This is a genomic window from Allobosea caraganae (assembly GCF_003351345.1).
In the GTDB taxonomy this organism is placed as follows: domain Bacteria; phylum Pseudomonadota; class Alphaproteobacteria; order Rhizobiales; family Beijerinckiaceae; genus Allobosea; species Allobosea caraganae.
This window is the reverse complement of record NZ_QQTO01000021.1, coordinates 233,541-249,184: the sequence shown is the minus strand read 5'-3', so window position 1 is coordinate 249,184 and position 15,644 is coordinate 233,541. Positions and strand designations below refer to the sequence as shown.

Below are 15,644 nucleotides of genomic sequence, written 5' to 3'. Positions count from 1 at the left end.
CCTCGATGGCTTCGCTCCAGACGATCGAAAGCGGCTCACGCCACCTTGGCGATGGCCGGCTGCGTCTCCCATTCCTGACCCCAGATCATCACCGCATGGCCCGGCGAGACCTCGCGGAACTGGCGCACCGGCGGCACGTAGTCGGGCGCGCGCAGCGGGCTCTTGATCTCGTCGTTCGAGACCGGGCGCTTCTCCAGCCGGCGCGCCGGATCGGGCACCGGCACCGCCGCCAGCAGGCGCTTGGTATAGGGGTGCTGCGGATTGCCGAACACCGCCTCGCGCGGGCCGATCTCGACGATCTCGCCGAGATACATCACCGCGACACGGTGGCTGACGCGCTCGACCACCGCCATGTCGTGCGAGATGAAGAGATAGGCGAGCTTCATCCGCTCCTGCAGCTCGAGCATCAGGTTGATGACCTGCGCCTTCACGGAGACGTCGAGCGCCGAGACCGATTCGTCGGCCACGATCAGCCGCGGCTCGACCGCGAGCGCACGCGCGATGCAGATGCGCTGGCGCTGGCCGCCCGAGAACTCGTGCGGGAAGCGGCTCGCCATGTCCGGCAGGAGGCCGACGCGGCGCAGCAGCTCGGCGACCTTCTCGCGCGCCTGCGAGCGGGTGGCGAGGCCGTTGATGATCAGCGGCTCGGCAATGGCGGCGCCGACATTCATGCGCGGGTTGAGGCTGGCGAAGGGGTCCTGGAAGATCATCTGCATGCGCTTGCGCCGGTCGCGCAGCGTGCGCTGGTCGAGCTTCAGCACGTCCTCGCCGTCGAGCAGCACCGAGCCGGAGAGCGGTTCGATCAGGCGCATCACCGAGCGGCCGGTGGTCGACTTGCCGCAGCCGGATTCGCCGACCAGCGCCAGCGTCTCGCCCGATTGCAGGCTGAACGAGACGTTCTCGACCGCGTGCACCCGGCCCTTGACCCCGCCGAGCAGGCCGGCGCGGATCTCGAAGCGCGTCGTCAGGCCGCTGACCTCCAGCACCGGCCGCTCGCTGGCGGGCGCCACCGTGTCGGAGGTCTCGGTCGGCACGTCGGAGAGGCCGGTGGCGCGGTCGACGACCGGGAAGCGCATCGGCCGCGTGTGGCCGCCCATCGAGCCGAGCTTCGGCACGGCCGAGAGCAGCGAGCGGGTGTAGGGATGCGTCGGCCGGGCGAAGATGTCCTCGGTCGGCCCTGTCTCGACGGCCTGGCCGTTATACATCACCACCGTGCGGTCGGCGATTTCGGCGACCACGCCCATGTCGTGCGTGATGAAGAGGACGGACATGTCCTCCTCCTCCTGCAGCACCTTGATGAGCTCGAGGATCTGCGCCTGGATCGTCACGTCGAGCGCGGTGGTCGGCTCGTCGGCGATCAGCAGCTTCGGCTTGCAGGCCAGTGCCATCGCGATCATCACGCGCTGGCGCATGCCGCCGGAGAAGCGGTGCGGGTATTCGTGGAAGCGCGACTTCGCCGCCGGGATGCGCACCTTCTCGAGCAGGCGGATGGTCTCGGCCTCGGCCTCCGAGCGCGACAGGCCGCGGTGCAGGATCAGCGCCTCGGCGATCTGGAAGCCGATGGTCAGCACCGGGTTCAGCGAGGTCATCGGCTCCTGGAAGATCATCGCGACCTCGTTGCCGCGGATGTGCCGCATCTCGGGCTCCGGCAGCGTCAGCAGCTCCTTGCCGGAGAGCTTGATCGAGCCCTCGATCTTGCTCGAACCGGGGGGCGTCAGCCGCATGATCGAGAGCGCGGTGACGCTCTTGCCCGAGCCGGATTCGCCGACGACCGCGACCGTCTCCTTCGGCGCGATCTCGAACGAGATGCCCTTGACGACCGGGCGCCACAAGCCTTCGACGCGGAAGGAGGTGGTCAGGTTGGAAACGGAGAGAATCGGGCTGGCCATGTGCGGTTTCCGGTCGTTTCGATTGTCAGATCACGCGACGAGGGTCGAGCGCATCGCGCAGGCCGTCGCCGATGAAGTTGATGGAGAGCACCGTAAGGAAAATTGCGGCGCCTGGGAACATCGCCCAATGCGGGGCGACGTCGAGCTGGTCCTTCGCGTCGAACAGGAGCCGCCCCCAGGTCGGGATGTCAGGCGGGAAGCCGAGGCCGAGGAAGGAGAGCGTCGATTCCGCGATGATGGCGGACGAGACCTCGATCGTGGCGGCGACGATGACCGGGCCGATCGCGTTGGGCAGGATGTGGTGGACCATCTGGCGCCAGCTCGTCGCGCCCGACGCCTTGGCCGCCTCGACGAATTCCTTCTCGCGCAGCGAGAAGAACTGCGCCCGGACCAGCCGCGCCACCGGCATCCAGCGCAGGCCGCCGATGACGACGACGATCAGGACGAAGACGCCGCCCTCCAGGCCGAACACCGCCTTGAGCTGCTCGCGGAACAGGTAGATCACCAGCAGCAGCAGCGGCAGCTGCGGCAGCGACAGGAACAGGTCCGTCACCCACATCAGGAACGGGTCGAGCGCGCGCCGCGACATGCCGGCGAGCGCGCCGACGATGACGCCGACGAACGTGGCCACGACCATGGCCGCAAGGCCGACCGCCAGCGAGATGCGCCCGCCATAGATCATCCGGGCCAGGATGTCCTGGCCGAGATCGTCGGTGCCGAACGGATGGGCCCAGGACGGGCCCTGCAGCTGTGCCGAGAAGTCGATCTCGTTGATCGCCACCGGCCACAGGAACGGCCCGACGACGACGCCGAGGATGAGCATGCCGAGCACGAGCGCGCTGATCATCGCCAGGCGGTGGCGGCGGAAGCGGCGCCAGGTCTCGCGCGCCGGCGAGACCGACACGCCCCGCGCCGACGCGGCCACGGCCGGTTCAGCGGAAGGAGATGCGAGGGTCGAGCCAGCCATAAAGCAAATCCGCAATGAGGTTGAAGAGGACGACGAGGCAGGCGAAGACGAAGGTCACCGCCATCACCACCGGGGTGTCGTTGGAGAGGATGGCGCTGATCAGCAGCGAGCCGATGCCGGGGACCCGGAAGATCTGCTCGGTGACGATGGCGCCGCCGAACACGGCGGGCATCTGCAGCGCGACGAGCGTGACGACCGGGATCAGCGCGTTGCGCGCGACGTGGCGGATCGTCACCTTCTGCTCGCTCAGGCCCTTGGCCCGCGCCGTCGTGACGTAGTCGAGCCTGACCACGTCGAGCACGGCCGAGCGCACGTAGCGCGTATAGGAGGCCGCCTGGAACAGGCCGAGCACCGTGATCGGCATGATCGCCTGCCGCAGCATCTCCCAGTACCAGCGCCAGCCGGTCGCGGCGATGTCGGAGCGATAGACGAAGGGCAGCCAGTCCAGGTAGATCGAGAACAGCAGGATGAAGAGCAGGCCGGTGAAGAAGGTCGGCAGCGAGAAGCCGACGAAGGCGAGCGTGTTGGCGATCTGGTCGAAGAGCGAATACGGCCGCGTCGCCGCGTAGATGCCGACCGGAAGCGCGATCGCCAGCGCGAGCAGCTGCGAGGAGCCGACGACGAAGAGCGTGGTCGGCACGCGCTGCAGGATGAGGGAGTCGACGTTGATGCGGCTGGCGAAGGAGAAGCCCCAGTCGCCCTGCGCCATCGCGGCGAGCCAGCGGAAATAGCGCACCATCACCGGGTCATCGATGCCGAACTTGGCCCGCAGCGCGGCGCGCACCTCGGGCGGTACGTTGGGATTGGTCGCGAGTTCCTCGAACGGATCGCCCGGGGCCAGCGCCAGAACCGTGAACAGGATCAGGCTGATGGCCAGGAGGCTGGGAATGGCGATCAATAATCGCCGGATGAGATAGGTCGCCATGGAGATATCTCTTTATCGTTGGGCGTGAGCCGCAGGCTGGGCCGGCGGCTCGGAAGGGCCATGCTGCCACCCGCTTCATCGATCCGGCCGAGCCGGGTCGATGAAGCGGCGGTCCCGCCCGTCGCGGAAGTGCGTTACGGTTCCGCGACGGGCGTCGCCATGCTCAGGTGCGATACCAGGCCGCGAGGTTCCAGGTGTCGACGTCCCAGCCGCTATGGTCATGCGCCAGGTTGTTCACGGCCGCGGCGACGCGGGTGCGCGACAGCAGCGGCAGGATCACGTTCGCCTCGCAGAAGATCTCGTTGACCTTGATCAGGAGCGCTGCCCGCTTGGCCGGGTCGAGCTCCTTCTGCGCCGCCTTGTAGGCCTCGTCGGCCGCCGGATCGGAGTAGCGCGAGACGTTGCGGCCGAGCCACTTGTTCTCCTTCGTGGCGACCTCCCACGAGGCGAACTGGTTGAGGAAGCGCTCGGGATCGGGCTGCGGCTGCGTGGTGGTGTACATCTCCATGTCGACATAGAGCTTGGTGTAGGTGTCGGGGTTCGCCACGTCCGACGAGAAGAAGACCGAGGCGGTCACCGACTTCAGCTCGAGGTCGATGCCGGCCTTCTGGCAGGCCTGCTTGATGATCGCCTGCGTCTTCTGGCGCGGGGCGTTGATCGAGGTCTGGAAGACGTATTTGAGCTTCTTGCCGTCCTTCTCGCGGATGCCGTCGGAGCCGCGCTTGTAGCCGGCGTCGTCGAGGATCTTGTTCGCCTTGTCGATGTTGAACTCGTATTTCAGCTTCTGCGACTTGAACTGCTTCGGCTCGTTGACGAAGCTCGCCGTCGCGATGCCACCACGGCCGTAGATGAACTTCTGCACCGACTCGCGGTCGATCAGCAGGTTGATCGCCTCGCGCACCTTCGGGTCCGTCAGGGTCGGGTGCTTGGTCTTGACGCTGGAGCGCTCGCCGTCGACCTCGGTCCAGGGGTCGGTGGTGTTGAGGATGATGAACTCGATATCGCCCGAGACCACGGTGCTGACCTTGCCGCGGCCGCCGGTCTCCATGCGCTTCAGCACTTCGTCCTCGACCTGCAGGTTCCAGGCATAGTCGAACTCGGCAGTCTGCAGCACGGCGCGCGCCGCCGAGACCGCGTCGCCGCCGCCCTTGACCTCCAGCGTGTCGAAATGCGGCTGGTTCTTGACGTGGTAGTCGGCGAAGCGCTCGCCGGTCAGGATATCGCCCGGCTTGAAGTCGACGAACTTGTAGGGGCCGGTGCCGACCGGCTTCAGGTTGGCCGGCGCCTCGCGCGACTTGGCGCCCTTGTACTCGCCGAAATGATGCTTCGGCAGGATCTGGCCGGTCACGCCGACGAAGGCGTCGGCCCAGAACGGCGTCGGCTGCTTGAAGATGACCTTGACGGTCAGGTCGTCGATCTTCTCGACCTTGATGTCGGTGTAGGCGCCGGTGGTGTAGGCGGCGGTCGCCGGATCGGCGGCATATTCCCAGGTAAACACGACGTCGTCGGCGGTGAGCGGCTTGCCGTCATGCCATTTGACGCCCGGCTTCAGCTTCCAGATCACCTCCTTGCCATCGGCGGAAAGCCCGCCATTCGCCCTGGTCGGAACCTCCGCGGCGAGCTGCGGGGTGAGGTTGCCCTCCTTGTCCCAGCCGGCGAGCGGCTCGAAGAAGATGCGCGAGGCGATCTGGTCCTTGGTGCCGCTGGCGAAATGCGGGTTCAGCAGCGTCGGCGCCTGCCAGAGCAGGAGCTTCAGCGGGCCGCCGCCGCCGGCCTTGGTCGGCTTGTAGGGCAGCGACGCCTGCGCCATCGCCACGCCGTTCCAGACGAGCATCTGGCTGGCGATCGGAGCGGCGATGCCTGCAGCCACCACCTTCCGCATGAACGAGCGCCGCGACAGGCCTCCGTCCTTCACATCATCGATCAGTTTCTGCAGCTTATGCTCGTTCATGGAACCTCCACTGGTCCTCAGACCCACGTAACCTCGCGAGGGCTTCAGCCCTCATTTCCCCGAGACCCGAGAGCAAGGCATGTGCCAACCGATGCGTCAATTGTGCAGCGCAACGGTTGACGTTACGCCCTCCAGTCGCTGGACGGCTGGCACACCAATTGCTCAAATGGCGCGTTCCTCATCACCGTGAGACTAAAATGGACAACCGAAACGATCTCTGGCGCCATGTCGATGCCAGCAAGGAGCGCTTCATCGCGCTGAGCGAGCGGGTCTGGGGCATGCCCGAGGTCTGCTACACCGAGGCGCGCTCGGTCGCCGAACATGTCGCCGAATTGCGCCATCAGGGCTTCCGGATCACCGAGAACGTCGCCGAGATTCCCACAGCCGTGATCGGCGAGGCCGGCGAAGGCGGCCCGGTCATCGCCTTCCTCGGCGAGTACGATGCGCTGCCCGGCCTGAGCCAGGAGGCGGGAGTAGCCCAGCACGCCCCGATCGAGGATGGCGGCCACGGCCACGGTTGCGGGCACAACCTGCTCGGTTCTGCGGCACTGCTCGCCGCCACCGCGATGAAGGACTGGCTCGCCGAGAACAAGATCCCCGGCCGCGTGCGCTACTATGGCTGCCCGGCGGAAGAAGGCGGGGCCGCCAAGGCCTTCATGGTCCGCGCCGGCGCTTTTGAGGACGCCGACGTCGCGATCTCCTGGCACCCGTCGAGCTTCTGGGAGGTCACCCCGCCGCTCTCGCTCGCCAATACCCGCGCCGATTTCGTCTTCACCGGCCGCGCCGCCCATGCCGCCGCCTCGCCGCATCTCGGCCGCAGCGCGCTCGACGCCGTCGAGCTGATGAATGTCGGCGTCAACTACATGCGCGAGCACATGCCGAGCGACGCGCGGGTCCACTACGCCCTGCTCGACACCGGCGGCATCGCGCCCAACGTCGTGCAGGCCCATGCCCGCGTGCGCTATTCGATCCGCGCCCGCGACCTGCCGGGCATGCTCGAACTGGTCCAGCGCGTCCGCAAGATCGCCGAGGGCGCGGCGCTGATGACCGAGACCAAGATGGAGATGCGCATCGTCAGCGCCGTCTCGAACGTCGTCGGCAACGGCCCGCTCGAGCACGCCATGCACGATATCCTCGAAGAGCTCGGCCCGCCGCATTTCGACGATGCCGACAAGGACTTCGCCCGCCAGATCCGCGCGACGCTGTCGCCGCAGGAGATCGCCTCGTCCTGGCGCTCGATCGGCCTGGCCCAGACCGACGCGCCGCTGGCCGACTTCACCGTGCCTCTGGATGCGCCGCGCAACCCGATGATCGGCTCGACCGATGTCGGCGACGTCAGCTGGGTGGTGCCGACCGTGCAGGCCCATGCCCCGACGGTCGCGATCGGTACGCCCTTCCACACCTGGCAGGTCGTGGCGCAAGGCAAGGCTCCCGCCGCGCACAAGGCCATGATCCAGGTCGCCAAGGCGATGGCGGCAACGGGCGCCGCCGTGCTCTCGAATCCCGCGCTGATGGAAGCCGCCAAGGCCGACCTCAAGGCCCGCGTCGGCGCGGAGGGCTACATCTCGCCGCTCCCCACCGAGGTGAAACCACCGCTCACCATGTCGGTGGCCTGAAGCTGCTGGCCCCGTCCTCGCCGTCATTGCGAGCACCCGGGTCTTGCCTTCGGCAAGCCCGAGTACAGGCTCAGCGAAGCAACCCAGGGGCGTCTCGCTCACCCGGTCCCCCTGGGTTGCTTCGTCGGCTATGCCTCCTCGCAATGACGGCGAGGATGGGCTGCGATCCCAAACCGACTGTGCCGAAAGGCGAGCTACCGGCTGCGGCCTGTCTGTTGCATAGTCGCGCAGCGCAGCCTCAAAAGCGCATCAAAAAACCGGGGAACACATCATGAGATATCTGATTGCGGCGCTGCTCCTTGCCGGCGGCGCCTCGACCGCCACGGCGCAACAGCTCGCGCCCAGCCCGACGCTCGATGCGATCAAGGCGCGCGGGAATCTCGAATGCGGCGTGCATCTCGGCCTGCCCGGCTTCTCCTTCGCCAACGACAAGGGCGAGTGGAGCGGCATCGACGTCGACTATTGCCGGGCGCTGGCAGCCGCCGTCCTCGGCGACGCCAGCAAGGTCAAGTACACGCCGACTTCGGTGCAGCAGCGCTGGCCGATCCTGCAATCGGGCCAGGTCGACGTGCTCTCGCGCAACTCGACCATCACCTTCTCGCGCAACGCCACGCTCGGCCTGAACTTCCAGGGCATCAACTTCTACGAGGGCCAGACCTTCATCGTCCGCAAGTCGACCAACGCCAAGACGGCGGCCGATCTCGACGGCGCCTCGGTCTGCGTCGCCGCCGGCTCGACCGAGGAGAAGAACGCCGCCGACTGGTTCCGCGAGCGCAACCTCAAGGTCACCATCACCAACTTCCAGAAGAACGACGACGCCATCGCCGCCTATGATTCCGGCCGCTGCGACGCCTATACCGCCGGCGTCGGCGCCCTCGCCGGCCAGCGCGTCAAGCTCAAGGTCCCGGGCGACCACGTCATCCTGACCCAGCCGATCTCGAACGACCCGCAGGGCCCGGTCACCCGCTGGGGCGACGAGCGCTGGCAGCTGATCGTGCGCTGGGTGCTGAACGGCATGATCGCCGCCGAGGCGCTCGGCGTGACCTCCGCCAATGTCGACGAGATGAAGGCCAATTCGAAGAACTCGGAAGTCCGTCGCCTGCTCGGCGCCGAGGGCGGCTTCGGAGCCATGATGGGCCTGCCCGACGACTGGATGTACAAGGCGATCAAGCAGGTCGGCAATTACGGCGAGAGCTTCGAGCGCACCGTCGGCATGGGCTCGGCCCTGAAGATGGAGCGCGGCCAGAACCAGCTCTGGAGCAAGGGCGGCCTGCTCTTCACCCCGCCCTTCCAGTGAGAGCCTGAGGCTGGCCTGAAGGCCTGACGCCTTGGACAAGGCTCTCGCGTTCATCAACGACAAGCGCGTGCGCGGCCTGCTCTACCAGGCCGCGCTGCTGCTCGGGCTCGTCGGCCTGATCGTCTACTTCGTACGCAACGCGTCGGAGAACATGGTCAAGGCCGGCATCGCCTCGGGCTTCGACTTCCTCTGGCGGACCTCGGGCATCGAGGTGCCCTTCGTCCTCACCGGCTATACCCAGCAGGACAACATCTTGGGCCTGTTCTGGGCCGGCGTCGCCAACACCATGCTGGTCACGGTGATCGCGATCGCGCTCGCCACCCTGCTCGGCTTCGTCGTCGGCATCGCCAGGCTCTCCTCGCATTGGCTGCTCTCGACCATCGCCGGCGCCTATATCGAGTTCGTCCGCAACATCCCGCTGCTGTTCTTCGTGCTGTTCTGGTATTTCGGCGTCATCGCCGCCCTGCCGGCGCCGCGCGACTCGCTCAGCGTCTTCAGCGTCGCCTTCCTGAACAACCGCGGGCTGACCATCCCATTGCCCGATGCGCCGGCGAACTTCCGCTGGGCCCTGCTGGCGATCCTGCTCGCCTGGCTGGCGCAATGGCTGGTGGCGCGCTGGGCCCGGCTGCGCAAGGAGCGGACCGGCCAGGACGCACCCGTCCTGACGATCGGCCTCGTCCTCGTCATCCTCGTGCCGGTCCTGGCCGTGACCTATGCCAGCCTGACGACGCGTTGGGACGTGCCGGTGCTGCGCGGCTTCAACTATCGCGGCGGCTTCGTCGTCATCCCCGAATTCGTGGCGCTGCTCGCCGCGCTCGTCACCTACACCGCCGGCTTCATCGCCGAGATCGTCCGCGGCGGCATCCAGGCCGTGCCGCACGGCCAGACCGAGGCGGCCTCGGCGCTCGGCCTGCGCCGCCCCCAGATCCTGCGCCTCGTCACCATCCCGCAGGCGATGCGGATCATGGTCCCGCCAATGACCAACCAGTACCTCAACGTGCTGAAGAACTCGTCCTTCGGCGCGGCCATCGCCTATCCTGACATCGTCAGCCTGTTCATGGGCTCGGCCCTGACCAATACCGGCCAGGCGATCGAGATCATCGCGATGACGCTGGCGGTCTATCTGGTGATCGGCCTTGCCGTCTCCGCCTTCATGAACTGGTACAATGCCAGGATCGCGCTGGTGACGCGATGAGCGCCACTGCCGCCCAAAGCTGGCGCACCCGCCTGTTCGGCACGCCGGCAACCGGCGTGCTCACCCTCGCCATCGGCCTCTTCGTGCTCTGGATCGCCGTGCCGCTGATCCGCTGGGCGCTGATCGACGCAAGCTGGTCTGGCACCTCACGCAACGATTGCACCGCCGGCGGCGCCTGCTGGGTCTTCGTGCGCGCCCGCTTCGGCCAGTTCATGTACGGGTTCTACCCGCCCGACGAGCGCTGGCGCGTCAACCTCGCCGGCATCATCTTCGTGCTAGCCGGCGCCGCCATCGTCTTCGCTCCCGCGCGCCTGCGCCTGAAGCTCGGCCTCGCCGCGCTGGTCGTGCTGCCTTTGCTCGGCATCTGGCTGCTCGGCGGCGGGCTGAGCCTCAGGCCGGTCGAGACCCGCGAATGGGGCGGGCTGATGCTGACCGTGTTCATCTCGATCTATTCGAGCCTGATCGCGATCCCGCTCGGCATCGCCTTCGCGCTCGGACGCCAATCCGAGCTGCCGGTGATCCGGCTGGTCAGCGTGCTCTTCATCGAGTTCTGGCGCGGCGTGCCGATCATCGCGGTGATCTTCCTGGCCTCGCTGCTGCTGCCGCTGATCATGCCCGGCGGCATCGGCATCGATAGGCTGGCGCGCGCCGTGATCGGACTCGGCTTCGTCATCGCCGCCTATATGGCCGAGGCCGTGCGCGGCGGCCTGCAGGCACTGCCCGCCGGCCAGCGCGAGGCCGCGACCGCGCTCGGCCTGGGCTACTGGAAGGCGACCGGCTTCATCGTCCTGCCGCAGGCGCTGCGCATCTCGCTGCCGGCGATGACCAACGAGTTCATCGCGCTGGTCAAGAACACCACGCTCGTGCTCGTGGTCTCGATCCTCGACCTGCTCGGCATCGCCCAAGCCTCGCTCGCCGATCCGAGCTGGGTCGGCATGAACATGGAGGCCTATGCCTTCTCCGGGACGATCTACTGGCTGATCTGCTTCGCGCTCTCGCGCTGGAGCCGGCACATCGAAATGAGCAGCCGGCGCCGGTAGCCGGCCAGCTACTTGTTTGCAGCCGCGCCCTTGTCGAAGGCGTCGACATGGTTGCGGGCGATCGCCTCGATCGCGTCGAACACCGTGCGCAGATGCGCCCGCATCGCCCGCTCCGCTCCTGCCGCGTCACCGGCGCCGACGCAGGCCGCGATCTCCTCGTGCTGGCTCATGATCATGTCCGACCAGGACGGCGTCTCCAGCGACAGGCAGCGCACCCGGTCGAGCTGCGCCTTGACGCTCTCGATCAGGCTCCAGACCAGAGGGTGACCGGAGAGCCGCGACAATTCGGTGTGGAAATCTTCGTCGAGCCGGAAGAAGTTCGGCCGGTCGCCGGCCTTCAGCGCCATGCGCTGCTGCGCGATCAGGTTGTCGAGCGCCGCCTTGCCGGCAGCATTGATTCGCTCGGCCGCGAGCGACACCGTCCGGCACTCCAGGGTCTCGCGCACGAACTGGCTGTCATAGACCGCCGCGAGGTCGATCGGCGCCACGAAGGTGCCGACCTGCGGCACGACCACCAGAAAGCCCTCTTCGACCAGCCGCTTGAAGGCCTCGCGCACCGGCGTGCGGCTGACGCCGAACTGCACCGCCATGCGCGCCTCGGACATCGCCTCGCCCGGAAGCAGAGCCGCATTGAGGATGTCGGCGCGCAGGGCGCGGTGGATCTGGTCGGTGCCCTGGCGAGCAGCGGAAATGGCCATTGCAACGCCCTCGTTCACTAGTATACTAGCATACTTATCAGCACATCACGACGTCAACCGCCGTGACGTGAATCGCTCCGGAGAATGCGCGCAGGCGAGGCTTCGAGACGATCCGCGAACGAACACCGAAAAGGCGACATCCGATCGCCAGGAGGGGAAACCATGGCTCAGAACAAGCCGCTCAAGGCCACTCCGCCTGACGAAATCGGCGACGCCAAGCGCAATTAACTCGGCTATACAGCTACCAAACCGGCCAGGCTCCAACCGGCCTGTTCCCTCATCGCCAGTCCCGGCACGTCACCAACGTCCGCTCCAACCACGTGGCCCCATGACGATTCACGCAGCGAACTTTCGCGAGCTCAAGCTCGACAAACTCAGTCGCGATTTCGGCAGCTTCAACGCGCTGAAAGAGGTCTCACTGACGATCACCAAGGGCGAGTTCATCGCCCTGCTAGGCCCGTCCGGTTGCGGCAAGTCGACGACGCTGAACCTGATCGCCGGGCTGCTGCCCGCGACCGGCGGCGGCATCTGGCTCGACGACAAGCGCATCGACCAGCTGCGCCCGGAAGAGCGCGGCTTCGGCATGGTCTTCCAGAACTACGCCCTGTTCCCGCATATGAGCGTGAACAAGAACATCGGCTTCGGCCTGAAGATGCGCGGCGTGCCCAAGGCCGAGGCCGACCGGCGCGTCGCCGAGGCGGCCGCCCTGGTGCACCTGCAGGGCCAGACCGAGAAGCTGCCCGGCCAGCTCTCGGGCGGCCAGCAGCAGCGCGTCGCGATCGCCCGCGCCATCGTCGTCGAGCCGCCGCTCGTGCTGATGGACGAGCCGCTCTCCAACCTCGACGCCAAGCTGCGCCTCGAGATGCGCGCCGAGATCCGCCGCATCCACAACACGCTCGGCGCCACCACGATCTACGTGACGCACGACCAGGAAGAGGCGCTCTCGCTCGCCGACCGCATCGTCGTGATGCGCGAAGGCGTGGTTCGGCAGGTCGGCACGCCCGAAGACCTGTTCTCCCGGCCCGACCATCTCGACGTCGCCGAGTTCATGGGCTTCCGCAACACGGTTGCCGGCAAGGTCACCGCCGTCAACGGCGGCACGGCCCAGATCGCCATTGGCGGCGCGACCGTGACCGGCCGCGTCCGCGAGAGCGTCGCCGTCGGGCAGAGCGCCTGGGTCGCGATCCGGCCAGAAGACCTGCACCCGAACGCGCCTGGCCAGAGCGGCCTCGTCGCCAACCTGGTCTCGACCGAGTTCCGCGGCCGCGAGTTCGTCGGCTTCGCCAAGATGGAGGACGGCACCAGCCTCTCCTTCCTTGCCGAGCAGAAGCTCCAGCCCGGCGCCACCGTCACGCTCGGCGCCGATCCCGACCGCGTGCTCGTCTTCACCGGGGGCAAGGCATGAGCTCCGTCGAGGCGGTCAACGCCATTCCCCTGAAACAGAGGCTCGCCGCGCGCGGGCTCGACGGCCTGACCATGCTGGTCCTGCCGGCGGCGCTCTTCGTCGTGGCGCTGTTCATCTACCCGTTCCTGTACGGGCTGTTCCTGTCCTTCACGCCGAAGGCGGGCAACGCCTTCGCCAACTACACCCGCTTCTTCTCGGATTCGTTCCTGTACGGCACGATCGCGACGACGCTCTGGCTCGCTCTGCCCGTCACCATCGCCACGCTGGTGCTGGCGGTGCCGATCGCCTTCCGCGTCCGCCTGATGAAGCACCAGCGCCTGCTGACCACGCTGCTGGTGATCCCGATCACGCTCGGCACCGTGCTCGTCGCCGAGGGCCTGCTGAACTATCTGGGACCGCAAGGCTGGTTCAACCGCACCCTGATGACGATCGGGCTGATCTCGACGCCGATCAAGCTCCTGCACAATTACTGGGGCGTGATGCTCTCGCTGGTCATCACCGGCTTCCCCTTCACCTTCCTGCTGACGCTCTCCTACCTCACCGGCATCGACCCGGCGCTGGAACAGGCGGGTGCGACGCTGGGCGCGGGTCCCTGGGAGCGCTTCAAGAACATCCTCTTCCCGCTGCTGCTGCCGGGCCTCGCGATCACCTTCTGCCTGTCCTTCGTGCAGGCCTTCTCGGTCTTCCCCTCCGCCGTGCTGCTCGGCGCGCCGGCGGGTCCGACCCGGGTGATCTCGATCGCGGCCTATCAGGCGGCCTTCGAGGAATATGATTACTCCATGGCATCCGCAGTCGCGATGATCATGGGCCTCGTCCAGCTCGCGATCGTCGTTCTGGTGCTTGCCGCGCGCGGCATGCTCTATCGCGGTCCGGCCGGCGGCGGAAAGGGCTGAGCCACATGGTTGCCGATACCCGTCTCTCCACGAAGCTCTGGGCCGCCGCCAACTGGTTCCTGATCGGCTTCTTCCTGCTCAACCTGCTCGGCATGATCGCGACCGTGGTCACGAGCTCCTTCGCCACGCGCTGGCTCGGCACCTGGCTGCCGGCCGGCTGGACGACGCGCTGGTACTCCGCCGCCTGGGCCGAGTTCCAGCTCGGCGACGTGCTCAGCGTCACCTTCCAGATCGTCTTCCTGGTGGTGCTGTTCTCAGGCCTGCTCGGCGTGCCCGCCGCCTATGCCCTGGCCCGCCGCGACTTCCCCGGCAAGAAGCTGGTGATGCTGCTCTTCCTGCTGCCGCTGCTGGTGCCGCCGATCACCTTCGGCATCCCGCTGGCGACGGTGCTCTACCGGCTCAACCTCGCCGGCAGCATGTCCGGCGTCGTGCTCGCCAACCTCGTGCCGACCGTGCCCTTCGTCATCCTGGTGATGATCCCGTTCATCGAGCAGATCGACACGAAGATCGAGGCCGCGGCGCGGGTCTTCGGCGCCAACACCTTCAAGCTCTTCATCCACGTCCTGCTGCCGCTGCTCATGCCCGGCATCCTGGCGGCGCTGCTCCTGGTGCTGGTCCGCACCATCGCGATGTTCGAGCTGACCTTCCTGACGGCCGGCCCGACCAGCCAGACGCTGGTGGTGGCGCTCTACTACGCAGTCTTCGCCGCCGGCGTCCGCGCCGTGCAGTCGATCGACGCGATGGCCGTGGTCTACATGGTGACGACGCTGATCTGGCTGGTGATCGCGCTGCGCTTCGTCAACCCGACGCAGATCGTCGCCCGCGCCAAGCGCTGAGCCGACGACAAGTACCAATGGAAGGGCCGGCGCATCCCCGATGCGCCGGCCCTTCGCATTTCAAAATCCGGCACGCAGACAAGCGACCCCCCGTGGCAAAGCCGCTGGAGCCGTGTAGGGTTCAGGACTTCCACAAGGACTTCGCCTATGCGCCTGCTGCTTCCCCTGATCGCCACCGCACTTGTTTTGACCGGGTGCGTTTCACCCGAGGGACAGCGCCGCAGGGACCTCATCGCCGAAAGCCAGCAATGCCAGAACCTCGGCTTCGCTGCCGGCTCGCCGGAGCTGGCGCAATGCATGGACACCGCCGCCGCCTCCCGCTCCGCCGACGCTGATCGGGCCGCGGCCCAGGAGCGCGACTGGCAGAGGCGCGAAGACCAGAACTGGAAGGACTTCAACCGCACCCAGGGCAGCCAGCCTGCGGCCACGCCGGCACCGGCCCAGCCGATGAACTGCACCACGAACCAGACCACGACGACGGCCGGCAACACCACCGTGACCCGCTCGAACCAGGCCTGCTCGTCGTTCTGAAGGCGCGCGCGCCGTCTCGCTGCGGCGCAGCGACGACAACCCATTGAAATCGCGCCGCTCATTCCGCACCATGGCGCGGGGATTCACTTGCGTAATGGGGATTGATTGATGCGTTTGATTGCTGCGGCGGCTGCGGTCGTGCTCCTGGGCGGCTGCTCCACAGTCTCGTCCATGTTCTCCTCCTCCCCGTCCTCGGAGCGGCGGCCGACCGGCGACCTCGTCGAATCGAGCCAGCGCTGCCAGGGCCGCGGCATGCTGGTCGGCTCGCCCGAGATGGCGCAATGCCTGGACCAGGCCCGCGCCGGCTCGGCGGCACCAGCCCCTCCTGCCGGCCCCGCCCGTGGCCGCGCCCCTGCTCCCTCGGCCGAAGAGGCCGAGTAAGGGCGAGGCGCTCCGCCTCG

At 67.3% G+C, this 15,644-nt stretch carries 14 protein-coding genes; 9 read left to right on the top strand and 5 right to left on the bottom strand.

Annotated features, from left to right (window positions below; all coding sequences use genetic code 11):
* Positions 1 to 35: 35 nt before the first annotated feature.
* The 4 genes from DWF00_RS15395 to DWF00_RS15380 all read right to left on the bottom strand — a co-directional run bounded on the left by DWF00_RS15395 (position 36) and on the right by DWF00_RS15380 (position 5,732).
* The gene (locus DWF00_RS15395) at positions 36 to 1,889 is read right to left on the bottom strand and encodes an ABC transporter ATP-binding protein (protein ID WP_114829486.1); all 1,854 of its coding nucleotides are present in this window, start codon (positions 1,887 to 1,889) and stop codon (positions 36 to 38) included.
* A 25-nt stretch (positions 1,890 to 1,914) separates the two neighbouring features.
* Positions 1,915 to 2,856, bottom strand: a complete 942-nt coding sequence (locus tag DWF00_RS15390) for an ABC transporter permease (protein WP_114829487.1) — start codon at positions 2,854 to 2,856, stop codon at positions 1,915 to 1,917.
* The gene (locus DWF00_RS15385; protein ID WP_114829488.1) at positions 2,822 to 3,781 is read right to left on the bottom strand and encodes an ABC transporter permease; all 960 of its coding nucleotides are present in this window, start codon (positions 3,779 to 3,781) and stop codon (positions 2,822 to 2,824) included. Before DWF00_RS15385 ends, DWF00_RS15390 begins: the two co-directional genes overlap by 35 nt.
* 163 nt (positions 3,782 to 3,944) lie before the next feature.
* Positions 3,945 to 5,732: a peptide ABC transporter substrate-binding protein gene (locus DWF00_RS15380; RefSeq protein ID WP_114829489.1), complete on the bottom strand. Its 1,788-nt coding sequence runs from the start codon at positions 5,730 to 5,732 to the stop codon at positions 3,945 to 3,947.
* Positions 5,733 to 5,929: 197 nt separating this feature from the next.
* On the opposite strand from DWF00_RS15380, the gene DWF00_RS15375 reads away from it, so the two are divergent.
* From DWF00_RS15375 to DWF00_RS15360, 4 genes are all read left to right on the top strand, one after another.
* On the top strand, positions 5,930 to 7,348 hold the full coding sequence (locus DWF00_RS15375) for a M20 family metallopeptidase (RefSeq protein ID WP_114829490.1): 1,419 nt from the start codon (positions 5,930 to 5,932) through the stop codon (positions 7,346 to 7,348).
* A gap of 271 nt (positions 7,349 to 7,619) precedes the next feature.
* Positions 7,620 to 8,645 (top strand): amino acid ABC transporter substrate-binding protein, encoded by a 1,026-nt coding sequence (locus DWF00_RS15370; protein WP_114829491.1) that lies wholly within the window; start codon positions 7,620 to 7,622, stop codon positions 8,643 to 8,645.
* A gap of 31 nt (positions 8,646 to 8,676) precedes the next feature.
* On the top strand, positions 8,677 to 9,840 hold the full coding sequence (locus DWF00_RS15365; protein WP_114829492.1) for an amino acid ABC transporter permease: 1,164 nt from the start codon (positions 8,677 to 8,679) through the stop codon (positions 9,838 to 9,840).
* Positions 9,837 to 10,880, top strand: coding sequence for an amino acid ABC transporter permease (locus DWF00_RS15360; RefSeq protein WP_114829493.1), 1,044 nt, complete (start codon positions 9,837 to 9,839; stop codon positions 10,878 to 10,880). The genes DWF00_RS15365 and DWF00_RS15360 overlap by 4 nt, the downstream gene beginning before the upstream one ends.
* Positions 10,881 to 10,888: 8 nt before the next feature.
* Here the strand turns inward: DWF00_RS15360 and DWF00_RS15355 are convergent, their stop codons facing one another.
* Entirely contained in the window at positions 10,889 to 11,578 is a 690-nt protein-coding gene (locus DWF00_RS15355; protein WP_114829494.1) for a GntR family transcriptional regulator, read from the bottom strand.
* A gap of 328 nt (positions 11,579 to 11,906) precedes the next feature.
* Here DWF00_RS15355 and DWF00_RS15350 point away from each other — a divergent pair, with 328 nt between their 5' ends.
* From DWF00_RS15350 to DWF00_RS15330, 5 genes are all read left to right on the top strand, one after another.
* Positions 11,907 to 12,983: an ABC transporter ATP-binding protein gene (locus DWF00_RS15350; protein WP_114829495.1), complete on the top strand. Its 1,077-nt coding sequence runs from the start codon at positions 11,907 to 11,909 to the stop codon at positions 12,981 to 12,983.
* Complete coding sequence (locus DWF00_RS15345) at positions 12,980 to 13,876, top strand: ABC transporter permease (RefSeq protein ID WP_114829496.1); 897 nt, start codon at positions 12,980 to 12,982, stop codon at positions 13,874 to 13,876. Before DWF00_RS15350 ends, DWF00_RS15345 begins: the two co-directional genes overlap by 4 nt.
* A gap of 5 nt (positions 13,877 to 13,881) precedes the next feature.
* Positions 13,882 to 14,712, top strand: coding sequence for an ABC transporter permease (locus tag DWF00_RS15340; RefSeq protein ID WP_114829497.1), 831 nt, complete (start codon positions 13,882 to 13,884; stop codon positions 14,710 to 14,712).
* 147 nt (positions 14,713 to 14,859) lie between these two features.
* Positions 14,860 to 15,243: a hypothetical protein gene (locus DWF00_RS15335; protein WP_114829498.1), complete on the top strand. Its 384-nt coding sequence runs from the start codon at positions 14,860 to 14,862 to the stop codon at positions 15,241 to 15,243.
* Between the two features lie 108 nt (positions 15,244 to 15,351).
* A complete protein-coding gene (locus tag DWF00_RS15330) occupies positions 15,352 to 15,624 on the top strand; it encodes a hypothetical protein (RefSeq protein ID WP_114853043.1) in 273 nt (90 codons plus the stop codon).
* The last annotated feature ends 20 nt before the right edge of the window (positions 15,625 to 15,644 follow it).

What these genes read in the sequence shown, in the direction of transcription:
- DWF00_RS15350 (WP_114829495.1), top strand. Translation starts at nt 11,907, where the DNA reads ATGACGATTCACGCAGCGAACTTTCGCGAGCTCAAGCTCGACAAACTC.
- DWF00_RS15380 (WP_114829489.1), bottom strand. Translation starts at nt 5,732, where the DNA reads ATGAACGAGCATAAGCTGCAGAAACTGATCGATGATGTGAAGGACGGA.
- DWF00_RS15360 (WP_114829493.1), top strand. Translation starts at nt 9,837, where the DNA reads ATGAGCGCCACTGCCGCCCAAAGCTGGCGCACCCGCCTGTTCGGCACG.
- DWF00_RS15395 (WP_114829486.1), bottom strand. Translation starts at nt 1,889, where the DNA reads ATGGCCAGCCCGATTCTCTCCGTTTCCAACCTGACCACCTCCTTCCGC.
- DWF00_RS15370 (WP_114829491.1), top strand. Translation starts at nt 7,620, where the DNA reads ATGAGATATCTGATTGCGGCGCTGCTCCTTGCCGGCGGCGCCTCGACC.
- DWF00_RS15330 (WP_114853043.1), top strand. Translation starts at nt 15,352, where the DNA reads ATGCGTTTGATTGCTGCGGCGGCTGCGGTCGTGCTCCTGGGCGGCTGC.
- DWF00_RS15375 (WP_114829490.1), top strand. Translation starts at nt 5,930, where the DNA reads ATGGACAACCGAAACGATCTCTGGCGCCATGTCGATGCCAGCAAGGAG.
- DWF00_RS15345 (WP_114829496.1), top strand. Translation starts at nt 12,980, where the DNA reads ATGAGCTCCGTCGAGGCGGTCAACGCCATTCCCCTGAAACAGAGGCTC.
- DWF00_RS15385 (WP_114829488.1), bottom strand. Translation starts at nt 3,781, where the DNA reads ATGGCGACCTATCTCATCCGGCGATTATTGATCGCCATTCCCAGCCTC.
- DWF00_RS15355 (WP_114829494.1), bottom strand. Translation starts at nt 11,578, where the DNA reads ATGGCCATTTCCGCTGCTCGCCAGGGCACCGACCAGATCCACCGCGCC.
- DWF00_RS15335 (WP_114829498.1), top strand. Translation starts at nt 14,860, where the DNA reads ATGCGCCTGCTGCTTCCCCTGATCGCCACCGCACTTGTTTTGACCGGG.
- DWF00_RS15390 (WP_114829487.1), bottom strand. Translation starts at nt 2,856, where the DNA reads ATGGCTGGCTCGACCCTCGCATCTCCTTCCGCTGAACCGGCCGTGGCC.
- DWF00_RS15340 (WP_114829497.1), top strand. Translation starts at nt 13,882, where the DNA reads ATGGTTGCCGATACCCGTCTCTCCACGAAGCTCTGGGCCGCCGCCAAC.